At 68.0% G+C, this 24,725-nt stretch carries 26 protein-coding genes; 16 read left to right on the plus strand and 10 right to left on the minus strand.

Annotated elements, in window-relative coordinates; translation table 11 throughout:
- Window position 1: 1 nt before the first annotated feature.
- Window positions 2–2,071: a methyl-accepting chemotaxis protein gene (locus C556_RS0114555; RefSeq protein ID WP_018748988.1), complete on the minus strand. Its 2,070-nt coding sequence runs from the start codon at window positions 2,069–2,071 to the stop codon at window positions 2–4.
- Window positions 2,072–2,246: 175 nt separating this feature from the next.
- The gene (locus tag C556_RS0114560; protein ID WP_018748989.1) at window positions 2,247–2,591 is read right to left on the minus strand and encodes an FKBP-type peptidyl-prolyl cis-trans isomerase; all 345 of its coding nucleotides are present in this window, start codon (window positions 2,589–2,591) and stop codon (window positions 2,247–2,249) included.
- A 159-nt stretch (window positions 2,592–2,750) separates the two neighbouring features.
- On the opposite strand from C556_RS0114560, the gene C556_RS22380 reads away from it, so the two are divergent.
- A complete protein-coding gene (locus tag C556_RS22380) occupies window positions 2,751–3,128 on the plus strand; it encodes an Ltp family lipoprotein (protein ID WP_083930610.1) in 378 nt (125 codons plus the stop codon).
- A gap of 55 nt (window positions 3,129–3,183) precedes the next feature.
- Here C556_RS22380 and C556_RS23465 read toward each other — a convergent pair whose 3' ends face one another.
- The 3 genes from C556_RS23465 to C556_RS0114575 all read right to left on the minus strand — a co-directional run bounded on the left by C556_RS23465 (window position 3,184) and on the right by C556_RS0114575 (window position 4,561).
- Window positions 3,184–3,342, minus strand: coding sequence for a hypothetical protein (locus C556_RS23465; RefSeq protein ID WP_018748990.1), 159 nt, complete (start codon window positions 3,340–3,342; stop codon window positions 3,184–3,186).
- Window positions 3,343–3,415: 73 nt separating this feature from the next.
- Entirely contained in the window at window positions 3,416–4,030 is a 615-nt protein-coding gene (locus C556_RS0114570) for a LysE family translocator (RefSeq protein ID WP_018748991.1), read from the minus strand.
- Window positions 4,031–4,180: 150 nt separating this feature from the next.
- Window positions 4,181–4,561 carry a Rid family detoxifying hydrolase gene (locus tag C556_RS0114575; protein WP_018748992.1) on the minus strand — a complete coding sequence of 127 codons (381 nt, stop codon included), beginning with the start codon at window positions 4,559–4,561 and terminating at the stop codon, window positions 4,181–4,183.
- Window positions 4,562–4,765: 204 nt separating this feature from the next.
- Here C556_RS0114575 and C556_RS0114580 point away from each other — a divergent pair, with 204 nt between their 5' ends.
- From C556_RS0114580 to C556_RS0114600, 5 genes are all read left to right on the plus strand, one after another.
- Window positions 4,766–4,978 carry a CsbD family protein gene (locus tag C556_RS0114580; RefSeq protein ID WP_018748993.1) on the plus strand — a complete coding sequence of 71 codons (213 nt, stop codon included), beginning with the start codon at window positions 4,766–4,768 and terminating at the stop codon, window positions 4,976–4,978.
- Between the two features lie 105 nt (window positions 4,979–5,083).
- Entirely contained in the window at window positions 5,084–5,662 is a 579-nt protein-coding gene (locus C556_RS0114585) for a hypothetical protein (protein ID WP_018748994.1), read from the plus strand.
- Between the two features lie 302 nt (window positions 5,663–5,964).
- Entirely contained in the window at window positions 5,965–7,149 is a 1,185-nt protein-coding gene (locus C556_RS0114590) for an AI-2E family transporter (protein WP_083930611.1), read from the plus strand.
- A gap of 417 nt (window positions 7,150–7,566) precedes the next feature.
- Window positions 7,567–7,704 carry an entericidin A/B family lipoprotein gene (locus C556_RS22385; protein WP_018748996.1) on the plus strand — a complete coding sequence of 46 codons (138 nt, stop codon included), beginning with the start codon at window positions 7,567–7,569 and terminating at the stop codon, window positions 7,702–7,704.
- Window positions 7,705–7,763: 59 nt separating this feature from the next.
- Entirely contained in the window at window positions 7,764–8,282 is a 519-nt protein-coding gene (locus C556_RS0114600; RefSeq protein WP_018748997.1) for a hypothetical protein, read from the plus strand.
- Between the two features lie 54 nt (window positions 8,283–8,336).
- Here C556_RS0114600 and C556_RS0114605 read toward each other — a convergent pair whose 3' ends face one another.
- Window positions 8,337–9,755, minus strand: coding sequence for a CHASE3 domain-containing protein (locus tag C556_RS0114605; RefSeq protein ID WP_169338627.1), 1,419 nt, complete (start codon window positions 9,753–9,755; stop codon window positions 8,337–8,339).
- 232 nt (window positions 9,756–9,987) lie between these two features.
- On the opposite strand from C556_RS0114605, the gene C556_RS22640 reads away from it, so the two are divergent.
- The 6 genes from C556_RS22640 to C556_RS20560 all read left to right on the plus strand — a co-directional run bounded on the left by C556_RS22640 (window position 9,988) and on the right by C556_RS20560 (window position 14,137).
- On the plus strand, window positions 9,988–10,146 hold the full coding sequence (locus C556_RS22640; RefSeq protein WP_085951166.1) for a DUF1328 family protein: 159 nt from the start codon (window positions 9,988–9,990) through the stop codon (window positions 10,144–10,146).
- 77 nt (window positions 10,147–10,223) lie between these two features.
- Window positions 10,224–10,754, plus strand: coding sequence for a ferritin-like domain-containing protein (locus tag C556_RS0114615; protein ID WP_018749000.1), 531 nt, complete (start codon window positions 10,224–10,226; stop codon window positions 10,752–10,754).
- Window positions 10,755–10,860: 106 nt separating this feature from the next.
- Window positions 10,861–11,499 (plus strand): response regulator, encoded by a 639-nt coding sequence (locus tag C556_RS0114620; protein ID WP_211214735.1) that lies wholly within the window; start codon window positions 10,861–10,863, stop codon window positions 11,497–11,499.
- A gap of 151 nt (window positions 11,500–11,650) precedes the next feature.
- On the plus strand, window positions 11,651–12,088 hold the full coding sequence (locus C556_RS0114625) for a response regulator (protein ID WP_026263116.1): 438 nt from the start codon (window positions 11,651–11,653) through the stop codon (window positions 12,086–12,088).
- A 4-nt stretch (window positions 12,089–12,092) separates the two neighbouring features.
- On the plus strand, window positions 12,093–13,127 hold the full coding sequence (locus C556_RS21795) for a sensor histidine kinase (RefSeq protein ID WP_018749003.1): 1,035 nt from the start codon (window positions 12,093–12,095) through the stop codon (window positions 13,125–13,127).
- 2 nt (window positions 13,128–13,129) lie between these two features.
- Window positions 13,130–14,137 (plus strand): DNA topoisomerase IB, encoded by a 1,008-nt coding sequence (locus tag C556_RS20560; protein WP_018749004.1) that lies wholly within the window; start codon window positions 13,130–13,132, stop codon window positions 14,135–14,137.
- Window positions 14,138–14,223: 86 nt separating this feature from the next.
- On the opposite strand, the gene C556_RS0114640 is transcribed toward C556_RS20560, so the two are convergent.
- The 3 genes from C556_RS0114640 to C556_RS20565 form a co-directional block, all read right to left on the minus strand.
- Entirely contained in the window at window positions 14,224–15,492 is a 1,269-nt protein-coding gene (locus C556_RS0114640) for a carbohydrate-binding protein (protein WP_083930613.1), read from the minus strand.
- Window positions 15,493–15,694: 202 nt separating this feature from the next.
- Window positions 15,695–17,908, minus strand: a complete 2,214-nt coding sequence (locus tag C556_RS0114645) for a glycosyl hydrolase family 18 protein (protein ID WP_169338628.1) — start codon at window positions 17,906–17,908, stop codon at window positions 15,695–15,697.
- A gap of 83 nt (window positions 17,909–17,991) precedes the next feature.
- The gene (locus C556_RS20565; RefSeq protein WP_018749006.1) at window positions 17,992–19,206 is read right to left on the minus strand and encodes an MFS transporter; all 1,215 of its coding nucleotides are present in this window, start codon (window positions 19,204–19,206) and stop codon (window positions 17,992–17,994) included.
- Window positions 19,207–19,522: 316 nt separating this feature from the next.
- Between C556_RS20565 and C556_RS0114655 the strand changes: the two genes are divergently transcribed.
- The 4 genes from C556_RS0114655 (at window position 19,523) to C556_RS20570 (ending at window position 24,152) form a co-directional block, all read left to right on the plus strand.
- Entirely contained in the window at window positions 19,523–20,698 is a 1,176-nt protein-coding gene (locus C556_RS0114655; protein WP_018749007.1) for a phosphoglycerate kinase, read from the plus strand.
- A 117-nt stretch (window positions 20,699–20,815) separates the two neighbouring features.
- Window positions 20,816–21,685, plus strand: coding sequence for an SEL1-like repeat protein (locus tag C556_RS0114660; protein WP_157236198.1), 870 nt, complete (start codon window positions 20,816–20,818; stop codon window positions 21,683–21,685).
- 360 nt (window positions 21,686–22,045) lie between these two features.
- Window positions 22,046–23,101 carry a class II fructose-bisphosphate aldolase gene (gene fba / locus C556_RS0114665; RefSeq protein ID WP_018749009.1) on the plus strand — a complete coding sequence of 352 codons (1,056 nt, stop codon included), beginning with the start codon at window positions 22,046–22,048 and terminating at the stop codon, window positions 23,099–23,101.
- A 409-nt stretch (window positions 23,102–23,510) separates the two neighbouring features.
- Window positions 23,511–24,152 (plus strand): hemerythrin domain-containing protein, encoded by a 642-nt coding sequence (locus C556_RS20570; protein ID WP_018749010.1) that lies wholly within the window; start codon window positions 23,511–23,513, stop codon window positions 24,150–24,152.
- Between the two features lie 120 nt (window positions 24,153–24,272).
- On the opposite strand, the gene C556_RS23150 is transcribed toward C556_RS20570, so the two are convergent.
- Window positions 24,273–24,725: hypothetical protein (locus C556_RS23150; RefSeq protein WP_026263118.1), on the minus strand; the 453-nt coding region annotated here is incomplete at its 5' end.

Here is a 24,725-nt window from a genome sequence, read left to right on the forward strand (position 1 = left end):
GTCAGATCCGGAAGCGGTCGACGATGCCGCGCAGGCTGGACGACAGGCGATCCAGGTCGTTCACCGCCGCGCTCACCTGGCCGACCACGTCGTGGTTCTGCTGCGCCATGCTGCTGATGCGCTCGATGTGCTGGGCGATGTCGGTGCTGGCGCTGGCCTGTTCGCGCGTGGCCTCGGCGATCTGCCGCACGCTGTCCACCAGCGAGTCGGCACGCTGGCGGATTTCCACCAGGGCGCCGGCCGCCTCGCGCGAGCGCTCGACGCTGTCGCGGATCTGGCCGCGCGCCTGGCCGGTATCCTTGCCCGCCGCGTCGATCCCGCGCTGGATCTCGGCCACGATCTGATCGATCTCCACCGTGGCGGCGCCGGTATGCTCGGCCAGCTTGCGCACTTCGTCGGCCACCACCGCGAAGCCGCGCCCCTGCTCACCGGCGCGGGCGGCCTCGATGGCGGCGTTCAGCGCCAGCAGGTTGGTCTGGTCGGCGATGCCCCGGATCGACTGCACGATATGGTTCACCCGCTGCGACTGCTCGGCCAGCCGGCCCATGGTGAGATCCAGCTGCTGCATCGATTCGTCGATGCGCGCCACCTCGGCGGCGACGTGGTCCACCCGCTGCTGGCCCTCGGCGGTGCCGGTGCTGGCGGCGCGCGCCGTTTCGCGGAAGTCGCCGGTGAAGCCGGCGATGTGCTGGCTGCTGACCGTCACCTCCTCGACGCTGGCGGCGGTGGCCGACGCCGCCTCGGCCTGTTGCTGCGACGCCTGGGTGACGCGATCGGCGCTGTCGCGCAACTGGCCGGCGGCCACGCCGATGCGATCGCTGTAGGCGTGCACCTCGCGGAACATCTCCTGCAGGTGCGCCATGAAGCGGTTGAACGCCTCGCTGGTGCGACCGATCTCGTCGTGCGCGGTGACGGCCAGCCGGCGCGTCAGGTCGCCCTCGCCGGACGACACTTCCTCCATCGCTGTCGCCAGCCGCGCCAGCGGCCGGGTCAGCGCGGCCAGCAGCACCGACAGCAGCGCCACGATCAGCAGCACCGCGATCACCCCCACCAGGATGGCGCGGTTGCGCGCGTCGACCGCACGCTGCTCGATGGCCGCCAGCGGCACCGCCAGTCCCAGCGACCACGCCTGGCCGGTGTCGTCGATGGTCACCGGGCGATAGCTGTAGAGCACGCCGTCGCGCTCGAACTGCACCGCCTGGCCAGACGCCACCTGGGCCTTGAAGCCGGGCGGGAAGTCGGCCTCGCGCAGCGGCTGGCCCAGTTGCGCGGCGTCGGGCCCGATCACCACCAGCCCGCCGTTGGAGATCAGCGATACGTGGCCCACGCCCATCGGCTTGTACTGGCCGATGCCGCCGATCAGGCTGGCCAGCGGCAGATCCATCCCGGCCACCCCCAGCACCTTGCCGTCGCGCATCAGCGGCAGCGTCACCGACGACATCAGCACCTTGGTGTCCTGCACCTCGTACGCCGCCGGATCGGTGATGGTGGGGCGCTGGCGGCTCTTGGGCTGAAGGTAGAAGTCGCCCCAGCCCGGTTTGTCGTAGGGCGGCTGGTAGTCCTGCGGATGATCGCGGAACTGCTCGAAATCCTTGATCTGATCGCGCGGCACCATGGTGTCCTGCGAGATCTTGCCGTCGGTACGGGTGAAGTAGGGCGTGTAGCGGCCGCTCGGGTCGTGATGCGGCCAATCCAGGCGGAACTGGTCGTCCTTGCCGTCGAACGCATTGGGCTCCCACAGCAGCCACAGACCAGAGGCGGCGGGAAACCCTTGCAGCAGCTGCTCGATCATCGCGTTGGTGGCCTTGCGGTCCGGCGGCGCCACCGTCTGCTGCGCCAGCACCACCTGGCCCAGATGGCGCGGCAGCGCGAATGCCTCGGCGAAATAGGCGCTGACCTGCTGCGAATAGGCGGCGGCCTGGGTATCCAGTTCGGCGTGGCCGTCGGCGAGCGCGTCGCGCTGGATATGCAGGGCGATGGTGGCGATCATCGCCACGAAGCCGACGGTGACGGCAATACCGGCGGCAAGCAGGACCTTGGTCCTGAGCGACCAATCTTTCAGGCTGGACATGCGAGGGCTCCCATGAGGACAGTCAGCCGTGCCATCCCGGCGCGTGGTGCGCTCTGTGAGGCATAGATATAGCTGACGGCTGTCACACTATAGGAAATGGTCATCGCCTGAGCATGGCCCGCGCCCACGAAAAACCCCGCCGCAGCGGGGTGTCGCAACGTCGGCGGCGGCGGGCTCAGTCGTCGCGGGTCAGCACTTCCAGCAGCTCGATCTCGAAGATCAGGTTGGAATTAGGCTTGATGTGCGCACCGATCTGGCGTTCGCCGTAGGCCAGATGGGCCGGCACGAACAGCCTGCGCCGGCCGCCCACCTTCATGCCGATCAGGCCCAGATCCCAGCCCTTGATCACGCGGCCGGTGCCGATCACGCACTGGAACGGCTTGCCGCGCGAGTACGACGAATCGAACTCGGTGCCATCCTCCAGGCTGCCGCGGTAATGGGCGGTGATCAGGGCGCCCTTGCTGATTTCCTTGCCATCGCCGGGGTGGAGGTCTTCGATTTGCAGTTCGGTGGGGGTCATGAGTCTGGTCGGTTGGGTTGGTTAATCATTCTAGGCGGACGCATTGGCTTGCATGTCATACATTGGCTTAGAGCAATGATGTCAGATCGCTTGGGCAAAGGAAGCTTCCGATGCATCTGCTTGGATAGATTTGCTTACATTTTCGGAGGAGAGACTGCTATGAACTTCTTGAAATTAGCAATGATTGCGACCCTGTTTGCCGCAGTGCCAACATGGGCGGAAAGTCTGACTGGGCCTCAGAAAAATGCAGTGCGATCTGCAAAGCAGTACCTCAGTATGCAAGGCTTTTCACGGGATGGACTTATCCAACAACTTTCATCAGATTTTGGTGATGGTTACAAGGTTGCCGATGCGACCGTAGCAGTGGACAGCCTGAACATTGATTGGAACAAGGAAGCGGTTAGGTCTGCGAAGCAGTACCTCAGCATGCAGGGTTTCTCGTGCAAGGGGCTTATTCAACAGCTTTCGTCGAGTGCCGGCGACAGATACACCGTGAGCCAAGCAACATATGGGGCACAGAAGTCAGGTGCTTGCTGATAGGCCAAGTCATGGATTTCGATGACCAGCCTGGCGCCGATGGGCAGTAGCGCGCTCATCGGTCCGCGAGCGCCTTGATGACTTTCTGATGCGTGCGGTACACCCGCTTTGCCGCGTTCTGCACCACCCGCGAGCCTTCGGAGCCGTCGAGCTGCATCGCCACAGGGCGCAGCGGCGGGCGTTCTTTCAGGGATAAGCCGTAATTCTTCTTCATGGGATGCCTCACCCGCGAAGCGGTGATCGATCCCGGCAGTTTATCAGTTGATACATTTTGCGAACGGCGTGGCTCAATGCCGCGACACCGCCAGCAAGCCGCCCGCCGCGACGAAGGCGCCGCCGCAGGCGCGGTTGAAGGCGCGGATGCGGCGGGGTACCGCCAGCCAGCCGGCGAGGCGGGTGCCGCCCCAGGCGTAGGCCACCTGCCAGCTGGCCTCGATGACAAAGAAGGTGCCCAGCAGGATCGCCCATTGCGGCCCTTGCGGGCGGTGGGCGTCGATGAACTGCGGCAGGAAGGCGGCGGCGAACAGGATGGCCTTGGGGTTGGACAGCGCCACCGTCAGCCCGGTGCGAAAGCGCGCGGCCGCGTTGTTGGCGTCGGCGCGGGGCAGATGCAGCGCCGCGCCCGCGCGCCACGCCTGGATGCCCAGCCACGCCAGGTACAGCGCGCCGGCCACCTTCAGCACGGTGAACAGCGTCACCGAAGCCGCCAGCAATGCGCCGACACCCATCGCCGACAGCCCGATCAGCAGCAGCAGGCCCAGCAGCGCGCCGGACATGGTGACCAGCGTGGCGCGCGCGCCGTAGCGTACGCCGTGCGACAGCATCAGCAGCATGTTGGGGCCGGGCGTGGCCGAGATCAGCAGGGTGGCGGCGACGAAGGCGAACCAGAGGTCGAGGCGCATGGCGGGTTCCTGGTGTGGATGGGGACAGCTAGGAGCGGCTGACAAAACCCAGCGTAGCGGTCCTGGCAAGCAGCGCGAAACGCACACAGTCCGTGCAGTACGGCAAGCGAGGCTCGACCCCCCGGCGCGACTCAGCCAGGGGGGCCGCGGTCAGCCCAGCACCATCACCGCGTCGGCCTCGACCAGCGCGCCCTTGGGCAGCGCGGCGGCCTGGATGGCGGCGCGGGCGGGGAAGGGCTGGCTGAAGTATTCGCCCATGATCTGGTTCAGCGTGGCGAAGTTGGCCAGATCGACCACGAACACGCCCAGCTTCACCACGTCCGACAGATCGCCGCCGGCAGCCTGGCAGACCGCGCGCAGGTTCTTGAACACCTGGTGGCATTGCGCCTCGAAGCCGTCCACCAGCGTGTTGCTGACCGGGTCCAGCCCGATCTGGCCGGACAGGTAGACGGTGTCGCCGACCTTGACGGCCTGGGAGTAAGTGCCGACGGCGGCGGGGGCGTGGTCGCTGTGGACGATGGTCTTGCTCATGACGGATTCCAGTGAAGGCAAAACCCGCAGTGTAGCGGTTGGCGCCGCGCTGTAGGACCACGCCGACCAGGGGCTCCCCGCTTTTCCTATGGCAAGTGGCGGGGGTGGCCGACGGTACGGCCGAGGCCTCGGGCATAGCATGGTTTGCACGGCCAAGGGCGGATCCGCCGCCGGCCAAGCTTTCAACCGTACAGGAGAAAGACCATGAACCGCGATCAAGTGGAAGGCAACTGGAAGCAGTTCAAGGGCAAGGTCCGCGAACAGTGGGGCAAGCTCACCGACGATGCGCTCGACCAGATCGAGGGTCGCCGCGAACAACTGTCCGGCAAGATCCAGGAAGCCTACGGCGTTTCCCGCGAGGAAGCCGAAAAGCAGATCGCCGACTTCGAGCGCAGCAGCAGCTACAAGTGGCATTGATTCGGGCGCGAGCCCCCCGCGAGGCTGGTGGCCCACGCCCCGGCCTCGCGTCGCGCACCGGCGCCCGTTGAGCGCCGTACAAGACCAGAAAAAAGGAGAAACACCATGAACCAGCAATCCCGATCCGGCGCCACCCTGCTTGCCACGCTGCTGCTGGCCCTGGGCACCTACGCCCACGCCGACAGCGACACCTACAAGGCCCAGAAGCAGACCATCGAGGCACGCCACGATGCCGCCAAGGGCCAGTGCAAGAACCTGGCCGGCAACGCCAAGGACGTCTGTCAGGCCCGTGCCGACGCCGACCGCGACATCGCGCTGGCCGAAGCCGAGGCCGCCGACAAGAACACCGCCGATGCCCGCGCCGACGCCGCGCGCACCCGTGCCAAGTCCGAATACAAGGTCAAGGCCGAACAGTGCGACGACCTGGCCGGCAACAAGAAGGACGTGTGCGTGAAGGAGGCCAAGGCCGCCCGCGACAAGGCGCTGGCCGACGCCGACGCCCGCGAGAAGACCGACAAGGTCAGCAGCAAGGCCGCCGCCGAGGAACACGACGCCGCCGCCAAGGCCGCGCGCGAGAAGCGCGACGCCGATTACAAGGTGGCCAAGGAGCGCTGCGACGAGCTGGCCGGCGACGCCAAGAAGACCTGCGTCGACGACGCCAAGCGTCGCTTCGGCCAGGATTGATCCCGGCGCACCGTCGCCGGCAGGACACCGGCCTGGGGGCGAATCGATATTCAAACGTGGGTGCGAAGGGCGAAGGCCGGGATGCAGGGTAAGGCGTAACGCAGCCATGCGCCCGACCTTCGCCCTTCCCTGCGGGTTGGTCCGTGGGCCGGCGTCTGCTTTGTCGCACGGCTTGCAGATAGGAAGGCTATCTGCTGCGCCGTGCTTCGCGCAGCCATCCGGCCCACGGATCAACGCATCCCACGTTTGAAGGTCGATTCGCCCTCGTGCCGGTGTTTTTTCTTTGAACGGGCAGAGCCGTCATGAAATCGCACGATACACCGTTGACCCCGGCCGCGGGCGTGGTGCCCGGCCCGTTGCAGCCCGCCGCCACCTTGCGCCGGCTGACCCTGATGCTGCTGTCGGCCGGACCGCTGTCCGGCCTGTTCACCGTGGTGCTGCTGCTGGCGCTGATGGGGCTGGCGCGCGAGATGCTGGTGCCCATCGTGGTCGGCCTGCTGCTGGCGCTGTTGCTCGATCCCATCGTGGTTCTCGCCATGCGCGGGGTGCCGTCGCGCGGCATCGCCACCGTGCTGGTGATGGCGCTGGTGAGCGCGGTGTTCGCCTGCGGCGTGGCGTTCTTCGGGCACCAGCTGGTGTCGGCCGCCGAGCGCGTGCCGGAGCTGACGCAGAAAGTGGCGGCGGAGATCGGCCGCCTGCAACACGACCCCGACAACCTGCTCACCCGCGTGGGCGGCTCGCTCACCCGGCTGGAGCGCTCGCTGGCGCCGGGCGAGACGCCGCTACCGCCCACCGCGCCGGTCGAGCCGGCGGTACGGGTGCCGCCGCCCAGCGGCCCCGGCTCGCTGCTCAAGGACACCGCCATCCTCGCCACCAGCTCGATGCTGGTGGTGCTGTCCAAGTTCACCGTCATCCTGCTGATGACCTTCCTCTCGTTGCTGGAGATGCCGCGCCTCACCCGTGGCTTCCTGCGCGTGCTGCGGCTGGCGCAATGCGCCCGCCCGTGCGCCCGCGACCTGCTGCGCGAGCCCTTGCGCCAGCTGCGGCTGTACGTCGGCGTGTTGCTGGTGTCCAACGTGGCCATCGGCGTGCTGGCCGGCATCGGCTTCGCCCTGGCCGGCCTGGAGAACCCGGTGGGCTGGGGCGTCGCCGCCGGCCTGCTGCACTTCGTGCCCTACATCGGCCTGGCGCTGTTCGGCGTGCTCACCTTCGGCATCGCCTACCTGCACGACGGCAACCTGTGGCTGGCGCTGCTGACCGCCTGCGCCATGCTGCTGACGGCATCGCTGGCCGGCACCCTGCTGGTGTCGTGGATGCAAAGCCGCCTGTCGCGGGTCAACCAGACCTCGATCTTCGTCTCGATGATCTTCTGGGGCTGGCTGTGGGGCCTGTGGGGCCTGATCCTCGGCCCCGCGCTGGCGGTGATGATGAAGGCCGTGCTCGACCGCATGCGCCGGGGGCGGGCGATCTCCTGGATGATGGAGTGAGGGGGTGAGGCGGGAAGGGAGAAGAGGGAAGGGGGAAGGGTAAAACCCGAACCCCACATCTTGAAACACAGAGAGCACAGAGAACACGGAGATTCACAGAGAAAACCGAGGTAAGGCAGGGCGGCCCATGGAAGCGTTTTCCAGGCAAGGTGCCCCATTCCTCGGATCAAGCGGTCCTTCCGCTTGGCTTTTCTCCGTGTAGCTCTGTGTTCTCTGTGCTCTCTGTGTTTCAAGATTTGGAATTTGCAGTGGCCCTACGCTGTTGCCCCCTTCCCCCGCCTCCCGCCCGCCGTTGTCAGCCTCGTCCTACGAAACAATACGCCCGCTTACGATATCGGCATGGTCGGGCGGGTCGTAGATTGGCGGCATGGGAACGGCTGAGTCCGGTCCCGGATTCCATTCCAAGGAGAAACCATCATGAAACGCCTGATCGCCGTGCTCGGCCTTGCCTGCCTGACCCTGCTCACCGCCTGCAACACCGTCCAGGGGGCGGGCAAGGATATCGAGAAGGGTGGGGAGAAGATCCAGGGCGCCGCCGAGGACGCCAAGAAGTGACGCAGTCCGCGCCGCGTCGGCGGGGCCGGCGTGGCGCGGCGAACCGGGAGGAACGTGCGATGAACAGGTTCCATTGGGGATGCGCGCCGCTGCTGGCGGCGCTGTGCCTGCCGGCCATCGCGGCCGGCGACGAAGAAGCGGCGGTGACGCGGCAGTACCGCCAGCAGGTGGCGGCATGTGCCGCGCATGGCGGCGAGCAACGGTTGGCGTGCCTGGACGAAGCCGCGCTGGATCGCACCATCGCGCTGGAAGACCTGCGCGCCCAGGCCGAGAACACGCCGCAGGCGCGCATCCGCGCCGCGCGCAACAAGGTGGCGGCGGCCTACGCGCTGGCCGAGGCGCAATGCGCGCGCGGCGCGGCGGCATTGCGTGGTGCCTGCCGCACCCAGGCCGGCGCCCAGCGCGACGCCGCGTTGGCCGATATCGCGCACAACCAGATGGCCTTCGTGTCCTACGACGCGCTGGCGGCGGGCGCCGACGACGGCTCGCTGCGCCGTGCCGCGCTGGCCTGCGGCAAGCTGCGCGAGTCCGAGCGCGAACGCTGCGAAAAGCAGTTGGCCCACCGCCAGGCGCTGTAGTGCGACGGGCCCCGGCGCGGCCGGGGCGGGAACAGTCGGAACCGGTGGGTCGACTCAGGCCAATAGCGGCGGGCGACCGGTCGGGCGCAAGGTCTTGGGCAGCAGCGCGCAGGTGAACACGCCCTGGCCCGGCTCGCTGAAGATGTCGATCTTGCCGCCGATGGCGATCACCCGGTGGCGCATTCCTTGCAGGCCATGCGTACCCTCCGGCAGGCGGTGCATGTCGATGCCGACGCCGTTGTCCTCGATTTCCAGCTTGAGGTAGTCCACGTCCGAGATCAGGCTGACCGATACCTCGGTGGCGCGGGCGTATTTGGTGGCGTTGGTCAGGGTTTCCTGGAGGATGCGGTAGATGATCAGGCCCAGCACCTCGTCGAGCTTTTCGTTCTCGTCCGGCAGGGTCAGATGCAGGGTCCAGCCGCTGCGTTGCGCGGCATCCTCGGCCAGCGCGCGGATCGCCGCCATCAGGCCGAAGGTGGACAGCAGCGACGGGTGCAGCTCCTGCACCACGCGCCGCTTGAAATGGATGCCGTGGTCCAGGTTGCGCAGGGTGCGGTTGAGTTTTTCCACCACCTGCGGATGGTCGTCCTTCAACTGGCGCTGCACCCACGACAGGTCGATCTTGGTGGCGGTGAGGATGGAGCCCAGTTCGTCGTGCAGATCGCGCGCCAGCTTGTGGCGCTCGCGCTCGACGTCCATCTGGTATTCGACCGCCAGCGTTTCCATCTGCGCGGTGCGCTCCTCCACCAGTTGATCCAACTCGCGCTTGCGTTGCGCCAGCGCCGCCGATTCGCCATGACGCCGCCCCAGCTCGCGCCACAGCCGCTCGACGATCAGCAGCACCAGCAACGCGGTCAGCACCGCGCCTACCGCCAGCGACACTCGCATGCCGGTGACCATCCGTTCGCGCTGCCTGCGCTGCTGCTCCAGGTGCTGTTTTTCGAAATCGATCAGCGCCTTGATCGCCGCGCCGATCTGGATGCTTTTCTTCAGCCCGGCGTCGGTGGCGGTGATCTCGTGGGCGCGGTCCAGGTCGCCCTGGTGCGCGAAGCGGATGGTCAGGTCCATCTCGGCCAGCTTTTCGCCGATGGCCACGCCGAGCCGCCGCAGCGGCGGCCCCAGCCGCGCCTCGGTGGCCGGGTCGCGCGACACCTGTTCCTGCAACGCGCCCAGCGCGGCGCGGGTTTCCTCGGCGCGGCGGTCGTACGGCGCCAGGTAGTTGGCGTCGCCCATGATGAGAAAGCCGCGCTGGGCGCTTTCGGCGCGCACCAGATACGTATCCACGTCGCGCAGCAGATCCAGCCGCTGGCGGGTGTTGCGCATCTCGCCGAGTTGCTCCTCGGACTGCGTGACCCAGGCGGCATTGATCAGCATCGATGCCACGGCGGACGCGATGCAGGCGCTCAGCGTCAGCACCAGCCGCCCGCCCAGTTGGCTGGCGACGGTGGCCGCCTTGCGGAGCAGTGCTTTCATGGTGGCGAGGGTCTTGTCTGCGATGTTCTGGAGCATGGCTCGGGATCGCGCGCCTGGCGTCGTGAATAAAAGCGGTTCGCGGCGCGGCCCGCTGAGCGTGGGCGCTGCGGCGATCCCGCCGTGTGTAGGTGTCTTGTCAGCGCATTCCCACAAGCGCTTCAGCGGCGCGCTCCTGTCGGCCGCCGCGGTCGCGCCGTACAGTCAAGCCATGAAAGGCCGCGAGGGGGAAAGCATGGTGCATTACGCCGTGGCGTTCCTGCTGATCGCGGCGGTGGCCGGCGCCTTCGGCTACGGCGGGATCGCCGCCGGGGCCGAGCCGGTCGCCCGGCTTGCCTGCCTGCTGTTGCTGGCCGCCGCACTGGCCGTACTGCTGGCCGGAGGCTGGTCCTGAACCGCGGGTCGTCCGCTTATATCACACATCCTCGATGGCACGCAGGCGGTGCCGACGGGGGTGACAGGAGTCACGACATGCAAGCTTTCCAACTCGACATCCAGACCATCCGCCAGCGTGCCCGACAGCAGGTGGCCGAAGGGGCGCGTACCTTCACCTACGCCGGCGACGTGCAGCAGGTGATCGAGCTGTTGAACCACGCGCTCGCCACCGAGCTGGTCTGTGCGCTGCGCTACCGGCGGCATTACTTCACCGCGTCCGGGCTGTCGTCCGAGCCGGTGGCGGAGGAATTCCTGGTCCACGCCAACGAGGAGCTGGCGCACGCCGACCGCATCGCCGAGCGCATCGTGCAGCTGGGCGGCTCGCCCGACTTCTCGCCCGATGGCCTGACCACGCGCAGCCACGCCGACTACGTGGCGCCGGACAGCCTGGAGGCGATGATCCGCGAGAACCTGGTGGCCGAGCGCATCGCCATCGACACCTACCGCGAGCTGGTGCGCTTCATCGGCGACAAGGATCCGACCACCCGCCGCATGCTGGAGGACATCCTCGCGGTGGAAGAGGAACACGCCGACGAGCTGTCGGACTGGCTCGGCCGCCGGGGCTGATGACGCTCACCCTCGCCCGAACGGCTAAACTGGGGCCTGCCCGCAAAGTGGCGCATGTCCTGAAGAGGGGCCGCAAGGACGGCCCTGGAGTGGAGCTTTGAAACAGATGATGAAGAAACGCGTACTGCTGGTGGACGACCACAAGATCGTGCGCTCGGGCCTGCGCGCCCTGATCGAGATGGAAGACGACCTCTCCGTCGCCGGCGAGGCCGCGTCGGGGCTGGAAGCCTTGCAGCAGGTGCGCAAGGACAACTTCGACATCGCCATCCTCGATATCTCGATGCCGGACAAGAACGGCGTCGACACGCTGCGCGACCTGCAACGCATCTGCCCGGAAATGCCGGTGCTGATCCTGTCCGGCTTCGCCCAGGAACAATACGCGCTGAACCTGATCCGTTCGGGCTGCCGCGGCTATCTTTCAAAGGATGCCGACCCCGAGGAGATCATCCGCGCCATCCGCGTGATCTGCGCCGGACGCCGCTACCTGTCGATGGAATTGGCCGACCTGCTGGCCACCGAACTGACGCATCCCAGCGAGAAGCGGCTGCACGAGACGTTGTCCGAACGCGAGTTCCAGGTGTTCTTCAAGCTGGCCAGTGGCAAATCGCCGACCGAGATCGCCGAGGAGTTGTTCCTCAGCGTCAAGACCGTCAGTACCTACCGCACACGGGTGCTGGAGAAGATGAACCTCAAGACCAATGCGGATTTGACGTACTACGCCATCAAGAACGAATTGATCAGTTGAGCGGCTTACCGGCGCGCGGCGCGAGGGCGTCGCGGCCGAGAGCGGACAACGCCCCCACGGTCAAGAACAGGCGGCTTGTCCAGTATCCAGTTGCAAGGGCCTCGTTGCGTGCCGGGTGGGTGCGGGCGTGCCAAGACAGAAGACGTGCCCGATGATGTCAGAAACACAAACAACAATACGCGAGGGTGTCGCGACCGATACCGTGCGGGTGATGCTGATCGAGGATTCCGAAGTGATTCGCGAAGCCCTGATCGACGCCTTGGCCGGTACCGAGTACATCGTGTTCGCCGCCACCGCCGCCACTGCGGAAGAGGCGCTGCAACAATTGCAGCAGCAGCACTTCGGCCTGGTGGTGGTGGATCTGGAATTGCGCGTGGGCACCGGCTTCGAAGTGCTGCGCTACCTGGCGCAGACCAGGCCCGACCCGCACGACCCGGTGCGGGTGGTGCTGACCAACCATGCCTTCCCCATCTACGAGCAGCGCGCCCGCGCGCTCGGCGTCGATTACTTCTTCGACAAGTCGCTGCACTTCGAAGAAGCGATCCAGACCATCGAGAACGAGGCCGCTCGCCTGCACGCGCAGCTTTGACCCCATGGAAGAACACCTTCTGTTCGACGAGGCGCCGGCCCCGTTGCTGGTGCTGGACCAGGCGCTGGTGGTGGTCGCCGCCAATCGCGCCTGGCTGGCCGCCACCGGCCTGGCCGCCACCAACCTGATCGGTCGCGGGGCCTTCGATCCCGCGCTGGCCGACGACACCTGCCGCGTGCTGCGCGACGCCGCGCTGCGAGTGCGCGACGGCGGCGCGCGCGAAACCGTCGCGCTGCATCACCTGCCCGGCGCCGCCGCCGCCGTGGAACAGCGCTGGCAATGCACGCTGGTGCCGATCTCCGGCCATGGCGACGAGGTGCGCGGCGTGATGCTGCTGGCGCAGGAACTGGTCGCCTCGCTCTATCCCGGCCAGGACCTGGAACGACTGGGCGCCCTGGCCCAGCACCTGATCGGCGACGACGAAGCCCTGCGCGAGCGGCTGGCGCGCACCCTGCACGACGAACTGGGCTCGCAGCTCACCGCCGCCAAGCTCGACCTGTCGTGGGTGCGGCGCCAGGCGTGTGCCCAGGACGAAAAAGTGCAGGAGCGGCTGGTGCGGGTGACCGCGCTGCTGGACGAAGCCATCGCCCTGAAGCGCCGCCTGATCGAAGGACTGCGCCCGTCGGCGCTGGCCCACCTGGGCCTGGGCGACGCGCTGGGCATCCTGCTGGACGAAGCCGGCACCCGCAACGGCTGGACCACCCACCTGGACATCCCCGCGCCATTGCCGCCGCTGCCCGATGCCGCCGCCCTGGCGCTGTACCGCGTCGCCCAGCAGGCGCTGGACAACGTGGCGCGCCATGCCGGCGCCGCCGAAGTCGCCATCGAACTGACCGAGTGCGACGGCTATGTGCAACTGACGGTGCGCGACGACGGCCGCGGGCTGGATCAGGGCGCCGCGGCGCGCCCCGCGCAGGGGCACGGCGTGGCGGCGATGCGCCAGCGGCTGCTGGCCTTCGGCGGCGGCATCGAGTTGCAGGGCATGCCCGGCACCGGCACCCGGCTGGTTGCCCATCTGCCGCTGCGGGAGGGCGGCTGAAGGTGAAGCTGGTGCGTGTCGGCGACGACGCGCCCGGCTATCGCCGTCGCCGCTGCGGGCGCGGCTTCGTTTACCACGACCCCGACGGCGCCCGCCTCACCGATGCCGCCACCCTCGCGCGCATCCGCGCGCTGGCGATTCCGCCGGCCTGGGGCGAAGTGTGGATCTGCCCAGATCCGCGCGGCCACCTGCAGGCCACCGGCCGCGACGCGCGCGGCCGTAAGCAATACCGCTACCACGACGACTGGCAACTGGCGCGCGCGGCCGACAAATTCCAGCACTTGGCGCGCTTCGCCCGCGCCCTGCCAAGGCTGCGCCGCCGCATCGAGCGCGACCTGGCGCAACGCGGCCTGCCGCGCGACAAGGTGCTGGCCGCGCTGGCGCGGCTGCTGGAGCGCACCCTGATCCGCGTCGGCAACGAGGAATACGTTCGCGCCAACCGCAGCTACGGCCTGACCACGCTACGCAAGCGCCACGCGCGCGTCGGCAGCGAACTGGTGCAACTGCGGTTTCGCGGCAAGTCGGGCGTGCGTCACGTGCTGAGCCTGCGCGACCGCACCCTGGCCGGTGTGCTGCGGCGCTGCGCCGCGCTGCCGGGCACGCGCCTGTTCGGCTATCGCGACGAGCACGGCACGGTGCGCGCCGTACACGCGGCCGATCTCAACGACTACCTGCGCGAGGCCGCCGGCGTGTCGGTGAGCGCCAAGGATTTCCGCACCTGGGGCGCCACCCGCGACGCCACCGCACTGTGCCTGGACAGCGCGCCGTGCGGCAGCGCCGCCGGCAGTCGCCGCTGCTTGAAGACCGTGGTGGAGCAGGTGGCCGGACGCCTGGGCAACACGCCGACCGTGTGCAAGGCGTCGTACGTGCATCCCGCCGTGCTGGCGCACTTCGCCGACGCCCTGCGCGGCCGGCGCGCCACCCCACCACCACCGCGTGTCCCCGGCCTGGACCGGGTGGAGCGCGTGGCGCTGGCGCTGATCGAAGGCGCGGCCGGCATCGGCCGCTGAGCCGGAACCGGAAACACCACGGCCCGCAATGCGGGCCGTGGATGCTGCGGGCTGGACCGGCCCCATGCGGGGCCGGCCCGGGGGCATCAGCGCGCGGCGATGGCCACGTCGCCGGCCAGCGGGTCGGCCTCGACCCGGTAGCGGCCCGGCGCCAGCGTCTTCACCGTCAGCGCGTGGCCGGCCTGCGACGCGGCCAGGGTGGCGGCGGCGCGGTCGGTGGCGAAGTCCAGCGTCAGCGTGGTGGCGTAGCGGCGGCAGGTGGCGTTGTCGGCGAAGCGCACGGTGTCCTCGCCCACCAGCGTCGGCGCGCAGGCCTCGCGGGCAAAGCGGTAGCGCACCACTTCGGACGGCGGTGCCATCCACAGTTCGCCGGCGTCCACCTTGGCCTTCACGTAGTCCAGGTGCGCCAGGTAGCGCGGTAGCGGCACGGTCTCGTAGGAACCGTCGGCCACGCCGTGCGTGGTGCGCAGCGCCCAGCCACCCTGGTTGATCGCGGCGTCGACGTGCAGGTTGAGGTTCTCGCCCGGCTGGCCTTCGTACAGCGACCACTGCCCGCTCTGGGTGAACAGATCCCACTTGGCGGCGTAGGCGTCGGCGAAGTTGGCGGCGTTGAGGCCGCCGGCCATGCCGTACTGGATGTTGCCGTTCTCGTCGACGCGGTTGTACGCGCGGCCGCCCAGGTAGCCGGCATTGGCGCGCAGCGCGGCCACCGGCGCGTCGGGGGCGATGTCGCTGGGCCAGGCGAAGAAGGTGGGGCGATAGCCGTCCAGGTGCGCGGCAATGTCGTCGGACGAGCCTTGCAGCTCGGTGTCGCTGTTCCAGGCGGGGGTGTTGGCGTTGTAGTGGTTGCGGCTGTGGCTGATCAGCTCGTGCCCCTTGGCGCGCAGGCGGCGCGCGGCATCCCAGTGCGTGGTGTCGCAGGCGCCGGTGATGACGGCGAAGCCGGCGCGCAGGCCGCGCTTGTTCAGCTCGGGCTCGGCGTACAGCAACTGGCCGTCCTGAGCGGCGTTCAGCGAGCAGAAGTCGTCGTGCACCAGGCTGTAGGCACCGCGCGCGCCGCCGGACCAGGTGGTCCAGGCCGCGCTGGTCAGCTTGGGCGGGTTGCACTGGTCGCCGCCATCGGCACCGACACAGGCGCCGATGGTGCGCCACAGCGACACCGCCGCCACCGGGTTCCAGCCGGCGCCGGTCCACGCGGTGTGGGCGATGGTCGCCTGGTAGCGGTTGCCCTGGTATTGCACCACATCGCCGACGGCGTAGTGCTGGCCGTCGGTCCAGGCCGGCAGCGTCGCGGCGTGCGCGGCACCCAGGCCCAAGGCGGCGATCATCGCCGCCAGCATTGCTCTTGCTTTCATTGCTCGTCTCCATCCTGTGTGTCTTGGCCCGGCGGCTCGTCGGTGGCCGCTTCGGGGCACGGCGTCGTGCCGTGGGCAGACTATGGCCGCTGCGCCGCGCGCCACCAAGCGGCGGCGGAGGGCGATTCACCAATTGCAGCGATGGATAAGGAGAAATGCTGTCGATTCAAGGGGATGGGGGAGGGTATGGCGCACTGCCGTTTCACGAATCGCACAGCAAAAACCACTGCGGGAAGCGCTGCTTGAGCGACGACAGGTAGGGGCGGGCGACCGGCACGGCGTGGCGGCCGATCAACAGTTCGACGCCGCCGCGCGCGCGGCGCACGCCTTCCACCGCGCCGGGCCGCACCAGGTAGGAGCGGTGCACCTGCACCAGCTGGCTGTCGTCGAAGTACAGGCGCAGCGCGCGCAGCCGCAGCGTGATGTGGATCGGCGACGCCAGATCGCTGGCGTGGATGCCGCTGTAGCCGCGGTCGGCGCGGATGAATTGCAGCTTGTCGCGACGGCTGGCGACGTCGTACAGCTCGGACAGCAGCTGCGGTTGCCGCGCCAGCGTCTGCAACTGGCGGCGCACCAGCACCACCTGGTTGCACAGGCTGCGGAAGTAGATTTCCTCGGTGTCGCTCAGCGGCGCGGTGAAGCGCAGCGCCAGTTGCTGGTCGGCCAGCGTGGCGTGGCGCACCAGCGCCTGGCAACGGTCGGGCGACAGCACCAGCACCTCGTCGCCCGGGACCTCGGCGGGGTCGTCCGCTTCCAGGCGCTGCGCGGCATCGACGCGGTCGTCGTCGGCCAGGAAACGCAACATGGCGTCGAGCATGCCTTCTAGGCTGCGTTCGCCGCTCAACTGGGCGGTGAAGCGTTGCAGGTCGGCCAGCTCCTGCCCCGCCGGGCGCAGTCGGCGCGGCGTGACGCTGTCGGCCAGCGGCTGCAATTGTGCGCACAGTGCCAGGCTGTCGCCGGCCAGCCGTTGCAGGCGGGCATTGGCGGCGGGCGGCAAGAGCGCTGCGCCGCGGCTGCGTGCGCATTGCGCCATGTGCGCGGCCAGCCGCAGGTCGTCGGGCAGGGTGGCGAGGATGGCGGCGAATTCGTCGCGGGTGATGAGTTCGCCGTGCAGCGCGCGCCGCCGCCTGCGGCGCAGCCGCCACGCCAGGGCGAGCACCGCCGCAGCCAGCGTGGCCAGGGCGGTCAGCCACGGCAGGCTCAGAGGTGCTTCTTCGCGCAGGCCCAGCCAAGCGGCCTGCCACGGATGGAAATGGCGGTAGGCGCGGCCGATCAGGCCGGCGCTGCCCGGCTCGTCGCTGCTTACTTCCCACAGGCCGATGCCGCCCAGTCGCTCGCGGTCGACGAAATCCAGCTTGGCCGAGAACGCGCGCGGGCTTTCGTAGGAGATCAACTGCGCGCGCACCGGGCTGTACAGCGTTTCGGCCTGGGCGGCGTCGTCCCAGTACCGCACGAAGTCGCCCTCGGCGGCCATGCGGGCGATCTCGGCCAGGGTGTAGGTGCCGCTGGGGCCGGTCTTCTCGTTGTCCCAGGTGCCCCATGGCGCGCCGCGATGCGGCTGGTCCAGGCCGTGGTTGGGCGCGGGCACGCCGATCCAGCTCACGCCCTGCGCCGGCAGCATCGGCACCAGCTTGCCGCGTGGCACGCCGGCGGCCACCAGCGCGTCGATGGCCTCGGCGATGCCCGGCGCGCCGTGCAGCGGCGATTTATGGCCGGTGCGCGGGCTCCAGGCGCCGTGGAAGTCGGTGCCGATCAGCGAGACGAAATCCACCGGCGCGATCAGCGCGCGGTAGTCGCCCGGCGCGCGCATGGCGGGCTGCGGCGGCAGGGTGATGGCGATCTGGCAGCCGCCGCGCGCGTCGCAACCGTGGCGCAGTTCCTGCAACAGCAGCTGGTAGTTGGCGAGATCGTCGTCGCGGCGCACCGCGTCCGGGTGCCCGCCCACCACCGGGAAGCGCCAGTCGATCTCGATGCCGTCGAAGCCGTAGCGCTCGAAGAAGGCCAGGGCGGAGGCGACGAAGTGGCGCCGCCGCGCCGGATCGGCCGCCACGTCGGACAGGCCGCGCGTCCAGTTCCAGCCGCCGATGGCGATCAGCACCTTGAGCTGCGGGTTGCGCTGGCGCAGGCCGGGGATCAGCGCGTAGTTGCCCTGGCGCAGCGCGCCGCTGGCGCCGGGCTGGATCTTCACCAGATCGGCGAAACGGTCGCCCGGCAGCAGGGTGCCGTCGGCGCGCAGGTCGGCGTAGGCGTAGATCAGGTGGGTCAGCCGCTCGGCCGGGGCGTCGGACAGCATGCTGCCGTGGCTGTAGCTGGCCCAGAACGGAAAATAGGCGACCAGGCGGGGGGCCGGATCGCGGGCTGCGCAGGTGGCCGCGACGCACAGCAGCCACGCCGCGAGGAAGCGCCTGAACCGCATGGCGGCCATCCTCTTCGATTACAGGATGGGCGTGGATTCTAGGCGCGCGGCGCGCGCGCGGCGGTGCGGGCCGGGTGTGCGGTTCAGTCGATGTGACGGATGGTCCAGCTCCTGGCCGCCATCGCCAGCACCAGCACCGCCATGGTCATGCCGAACAGCGGCATGATCCAGCCGATGCCGATGTGCAGCGACAACATGCCGGTGACCAGCGCGTACGAGATCGGCGACAGCCCCATCGACGCCATGTTGTTCAGGCTCATCACCCGGCCGATCTTGTCGCGGTCGGTGTACTGCTGGATCAGCGACATCATCGGCACGTTGTTCGACACCACGCCGAAGCCGAGCAGGAACTGCAACGCCACCGACACGTACAGCCAGTAGCTGTGCGATTGCAGGCTGAGCACCACGCCCTCCAGCGCGATCACCACCACGATCATCAGCAGGCGCTTCTTGACCGGCGGATAGATGGTGAGCAGCAGGCCGCCGGTGACCATGCCGGCGGCGAAGGCGCTCTGCATGAACGACAGGGTGGCGGCGTTGCCGGCCAGGTTGTCGTTGGCCACGATGGGAATGCCCAGCCCCAGCGGCCCCATGAACAGCAGGTTGGCGATGGCGTAGATGATCATCAACGCGCGCAGCACCGGCTGGTTCAGCGCGTAGGTCAGGCCGTCCTTCAGTTCGGTCAGCATGTGCGCGCCCTGGCGCGCGCGCACCACCGCCGGCTCTTGCAGGAACAGCACCGCGACCACGCCCACCGCCAGCAGGCAGCCGGTGATCGCGAACACCCATTCGTACGACAGCAGCGCCAGCAGCGCGCCGCCCACCACCGGGCCGAACACCAGCCCGATCTGGTTGGTGGTCAGCATGATCGAGTTGGCACGGGTGAGGTCGGTCTCGCGCACGATGCCGGGCAGCACCGCGCCGCTGGCGGGCCAGAAGAAGGCGTCGAGCGAGCCGTAGAGGAAGGCAAAACCCGTCAGCACCCAGATGTTGAGCAGGTCGCCGGCCAGCAGCGCCACCAGCGCGAACAGCAGCGCCACGCGCACCGCCAGCGATACCGCGATGATGCGGCCGCGCTTCATGCGGTCGGCCACCACGCCGCCCACCGCCATCAGCGCGATGCGCGGCACCGAGCCGGCGATCATCACCAGGCCGAGCTTTTCCTTGGCGCCCAGGTGGTTCACCACGTACCAGGTCTCGGCCAGCATGGCGATGGCGAGTGCGAAGTTGCCGATGACGCTGGCGAGCCAGATCAGGAGGAAATTGCGATTGCGCAAGAGCGCGGGAGCTTCGGTCATGGGGAGAAAATGTGCTGTGCTAGACTTCAGGGCTTACCGCCAACTGGATGGAAGGCGGTCTTTTTTCGGTTTCTTGCTCATTTGCCGCAAGCCCGGCCTAGGCTGGACGACATGCTGTGAAAAGCGGGGGTGGGTCGGTGTTTAAGCATGGCACACCGCGCACCGATCGGCGGCTCGCCGGCGCCGTGTTTCATGGCCCGGCGCATCGTTTAGCAATGGTATCCCCGTGTTGTAAGCCTGCGTAGCGCGCCAAGCGCATGGGCAATTTGAGCAAATACTTCTTTTCCTGTTCTGTACCCCATTCGAGGTGATCCCCATGGCATTCCGCAAAATGACCGAGTTGGACCTGGCCGGCAAGCGCGTGCTGATCCGCGCCGACCTGAACGTGCCGGTGAAGGATGGCGTGATCGGCGACGACACCCGCATCCGCGCTTCGATCCCCACCATCGAGCACGCGCTGGCCGCCGGTGCCGGCGTCATCGTGATGAGCCACCTGGGCCGCCCGACCGAGGGCGAATTCAAGCCCGAGGACAGCCTGGCGCCCGTCGCCGCGCGCATCGCCGAACTGCTGGGCCGCGAAGTGCCGGTGATCGCCGACTGGGAAGGCTACGCCGTCAAGCCGGGCGAACTGGTGCTGCTGGAAAACGTGCGCGTCAACAAGGGCGAGAAGAAGGACAGCGAAGACCTCGGCAAGCGCTATGCCGCGCTGGCCGACGTGTTCGTCAACGATGCCTTCGGCACCGCGCACCGCGCCGAGGCCTCCACCCACGCCGTCGCCAGATTCGCCCCGGTGGCCGCCGCCGGCCTGCTGCTGGCCGCCGAACTGGATGCGCTGGGCAAGGCGCTGGCCAACCCGGCCCGCCCGCTGGTCGCCATCGTCGCCGGCTCCAAGGTATCCACCAAGCTGACCATCCTCGAATCGCTGGCCGACAAGGTGGATCAACTGGTGGTGGGCGGCGGCATCGCCAACACCTTCCTGCTGGCCGAAGGCCACAAGGTAGGCAAGTCGCTGGCCGAGGCCGATCTGGTGGATAACGCCCGCACGGTGATCGGCAAGCTGCGCGCCCGCGGCGGCGACGTGCCGCTGCCCACTGACGTGGTGACCGGCAAGAAGTTCGACGCGGCCGAGCCGGCCGTGACCAAGCCGCTGGCGCAGGTGACCGACGACGACATGATCTTCGACATCGGCCCCGATTCCGCCCAGGCGCTGGCCGAGGTGCTGAAGAAGGCCGGCACCATCGTCTGGAACGGCCCGGTCGGCGTGTTCGAGTTCGATCAATTCGGCAAGGGTACCGAGGTGGTGGCGCGCGCCATCGCCGCCAGCCCTGCCTTCTCCATCGCCGGCGGCGGCGACACCCTCGCCGCCGTCGCCAAGTACGGCATCACCGACGACGTGAGCTACATCTCCACTGGCGGCGGCGCCTTCCTGGAATTCCTGGAAGGCAAGCAGTTGCCGGCGGTAGCCGTGCTGGAAGCGCGTTACAACGGCTGATCGTCGTAGCGCTGCGGTAGACTGGACGCCGGCCTTCGGGCCGGCGTCTTTGTTTTTGGAACCAGCACACAACAAACCACCGCCCCGAGCCGGGCAGGTGCAAGGATGGATGGAGCGATGAAACGTATTGCCAGTGTGATGCTGCTCGTCTGGGCGGCGGGCGCGGCGGCCAGCGAAGGGATGGTCGAGCGCGCCGTGGAAAAACGGGATTTCGACCTTGCGTTCGCCGTGGCGAGCGCCGACGTGGCCGACGGCAGCGCCACCGACTACACGCGCCTGATCCTGGCGCAGCTTTACCTGCAAGGGCAGGGCGGCAAGCCCGACGCCGCCGCCGCGGAGCAGGTGCTGCGCCCGATGGCGGTCAAGGGCAACCCCGAGGCGCAGTTCCTGCTGGCCGGGGCGCTGATGGCGCGCTCGGCCGAGCAATTGATGGGCGCCGATGGCCGGGTGGACCGCGCCAAGCTCAAGGCACAGGCCGCCAAGCCCGGCAGCCAGCGCCCGCTGGAGCGCGAGGCGGCGGAGTGGATGATGAAGTCCGCCCGGCAAGGCCAGGAGCGCGCGGTGAACATCATCGTCACCGAGCTGGGCAACCTGGCATCGGGCCTGACCGCCAGGCAGCGCGCCGAGTGGTTCGAGCGCGGCGGCAAAGCGGAATGGGCCGAGGCGATGGCGCTGGGCGAGAGCCTGCCGTCGCTGCGCCAGCGCCGCCAGGCGCTGTTCGACCCCAAGGTGCAGGACATCCTGCGCGCCCAGGCCCACGCCGCCGAATGCGACGACGAAAACCTCGACCTCTCCGCCACCCGCATCGACGGCGAAGTGAAAGGCGCCGACTACCTGGTGCTGCAACTGGAGCCGCCGCTCAACTACACCCTGCTGGCCGGCACCTGGCACGAAACCTGGACCGCCACCGCCTGCGGCAAGCCATTCAGCGTCGGCCTGACCTTCAAGGCCGACGGCCTGGGCGGCGTGACCTACGAAGTGGATTGAGGCGCTAGGGAAGGGAGAAGAGGGGAAGGGGGAAGGGTAAAACCCAAACCCTAAATCTTGAAACACAGAGGACACAGAGAGCACGGAGAAAACCGGAGAAGGCGAAAGGCATCCCTTGCCCGCTTGATCACGGTGGGAATGCCGACTCGCGTGGTTTTCTCTGTGAATCTCCGTGTTCTCTGTGCTCTCTGTGTTTCAAGACGTGGGGTTTGGGTTTCCTTCCCCCTTCCCAGCAAACTGGTCCTATCCTCCACTCCCAACTGGTTTCAGTGCTTTCCCCAATGCGGCAACTCCCGATGTGTAGTCGTTGTACGGGTGACTACATTCTGTTGCGACGCACCAAAATACGGAGAGCACACCATGTCCCTAGTCAGCCTGCGGCAGGTGCTGGATCACGCCGCCGAATTCGGCTACGGCGTGCCGGCGTTCAACGTCAACAATCTCGAACAGGTCCAGGCCATCCTGTCGGCGGCGGCGGCGACCGATAGCCCGGTGATCCTCCAGGCCAGCGCCGGGGCGCGCAAATATGCGGGCGAGGCGTTCATCAAGCACCTGATCCAGGCCGCGGTGGAAAGCCATCCCGAATTGCCGATCGTGATGCACCAGGACCATGGCACCAGCCCGGTGGTCTGCGTCAGCGCCATCGAGCTGGGGTTCTCCAGCGTGATGATGGACGGCTCGCTGCGCGAGGATGGCAAGACGCCGTCCGACTACCAGTACAACATCGACGTCACCCGGCGGGTGGTGCGGCTGGCGCACGAGCGCGGCGTGTCGGTCGAGGGCGAGCTGGGTTGCCTGGGCAGCCTGGAGACCGGCACCGGCGAAGCCGAGGACGGCGTCGGCGCCGCGCGCGTGCTGAGTCACGACGAGATGCTCACCGACCCCGAGCAGGCGCGCGATTTCGTCGCCGCCACCGGCGTGGACGCGCTGGCCATCGCCATCGGCACCAGCCACGGCGCGTACAAGTTCACCCGCCCGCCCACCGGCGAAGTGCTGGCCATCGACCGCGTGCGGCAGATCCACGAAGCCATTCCCGACACCCACCTGGTGCTGCACGGCAGTTCCAGCGTGCCGCAGGCGCTGCTGGAGGAAGTGCGCCGCTACGGCGGCGATCTCAAGCCCACCTGGGGCGTGCCGGTGGAGGACATCCAGCGCGCCATCCGCTACGGCGTGCGCAAGATCAACATCGACACCGACCTGCGGCTGGCGATGACCGGCGCGATCCGTCGCCATTTCAGCGAACACCCGGCCGACTTCGACCCGCGCCAATACCTGAAGGACGGCATCGCCGCGATGCGCGACGTCTGCATCGCGCGCTTCGAAGCCTTCGGCGCCGCCGGCCAGGCCAGCCGCATCTGGCCCGAGCCGTTGTGGCGCGCGGCGCGGCGCTACCAGCGCCACGAGGCGCGGGTGTGATGCGCGCGGTCCGGCCGGTCGGACAACGCCGACGCCGGGTTCCCCGCGCCGCCGACAGCCAGGGCCGGTTGCGCCCGGTAGGCTGATCCTCATCGGCGCGCACCGGCGCGCCCTCGTGAGGAGGAAGCCATCATGGGCAAATACCTGATCGCCTGGTTGCTGGGCGTACCGTTGACCGTACTGCTGCTGGTGTACCTGATCTTCTGACGACGACGGCGGTGTCGCCGCCGCATCCGTCGCTCGCAGCGGGCCTCCCTCGGGAGGCCCGCCGTCGTTGGCGCGCGTGGGAGATCGCCGACGCGGGATGCGCGCTGGACGCACATGCACTGCCGCGTTTCGCCGACAGCCGCGCCGTCGGCGGTACGGTGGACGCTGGCAAACCGCCGTCACACCCAGCAAGGAGCCGGAGATGAAATCCACATCCACCAGCAAGTCGTCCAGCGCGCCCCGCAAGCCCGCCGCCGCCAAGGCCGCCAGCACCGGCGCGGCGCGGAGCAAGCCATCCTCGGCCAGCCGCCGCAGCGCCTCGCGTGCCACCAGCGAGCAATCGACCACGCAGCGTCGCAGCCGCGCCAGCACCCAGCGCGACGCGATCAAATCGCTGAAGGACGATCACGCCAAGGTGAAGAAGTTGTTCAAGGCGTTCGAGAGCGCCCAGGGCAAGGCCGAGAAGGCGCGCATCGCCGCCGAAACCTGTCTGGAACTGAAGATCCATACTCAGATCGAGGAAGAGATCTTCTACCCCGCCGCGCGCCAGGCGCTGCGCCAGGAAGGCGTGATGCTGGACGAAGCCGAGATCGAGCACGCCAGCGCCAAGGAACTGATCGCGCAACTGGAAGCGGGCGACGCCGGCTCCACCCGCTACGAAGCCCTCTACACCGTGCTCAGCGAATACGTGCTGCACCACGTGAAGGAAGAGGAAAAGGAAATGTTCCCGCAGCTGGCCAAGGTCAAGTCGCTGGACCTGAAGGCGCTGGGCCAGCGTCTGGACGCGCGGCGCGAGGAACTGAAGGCGGAGTTGTCGGCGCAGCCGCTGCGCCAAGTGCACTGAGCGCGCATCCGCCGGCTAGGGCGCTGCTATTGCTCGCGTCGCAATGCCAATGCCGCTCCGGTTGGGGCGGCATTGGCTTTTTCTTGCTGGCTTGCTACGGCTGGGAGGGTATTGCGTGAGTTATTGCTTTACTTCGGTGGCGGCGAGTTCGGGGGTGGGGTGCCAAGTGATCTTGTAGCGGCCCGTGGTTTCGTCCTGGGTGACGATGAGTTTGCCCAAGACCAGATTCACCAAGCCGCCCACATAAAAGCTGCCTCCATAATTATCCTCAATCTTTGATCCCGCAAAATCGTCGAACGAGCGTCGTTGACTACTTTCCAGGAATTGGTAGTCGTAATGCCGCCAGTTTCTTTGGACGACAAAACCAGTGCCTACGCCCTCCTGAATTTTGGCCGGTAGCGCGCCCAGCGCCGCCACATAATCTCCCGCAACCTCATAGGTGCCCACCAGCAGATGGGCGCCACCCAGCGCAGGATCGGCATCACACGTGATCGCATAGACATTCTGGTATTGGCCTTTTCCCAGATCGAGGTTTCTACGTGCACTGATCAGGGGGGAAAAATCGTTGAAATT

The organism is Chitiniphilus shinanonensis DSM 23277 (genome assembly GCF_000374805.1).
In the GTDB taxonomy this organism is placed as follows: domain Bacteria; phylum Pseudomonadota; class Gammaproteobacteria; order Burkholderiales; family Chitinibacteraceae; genus Chitiniphilus; species Chitiniphilus shinanonensis.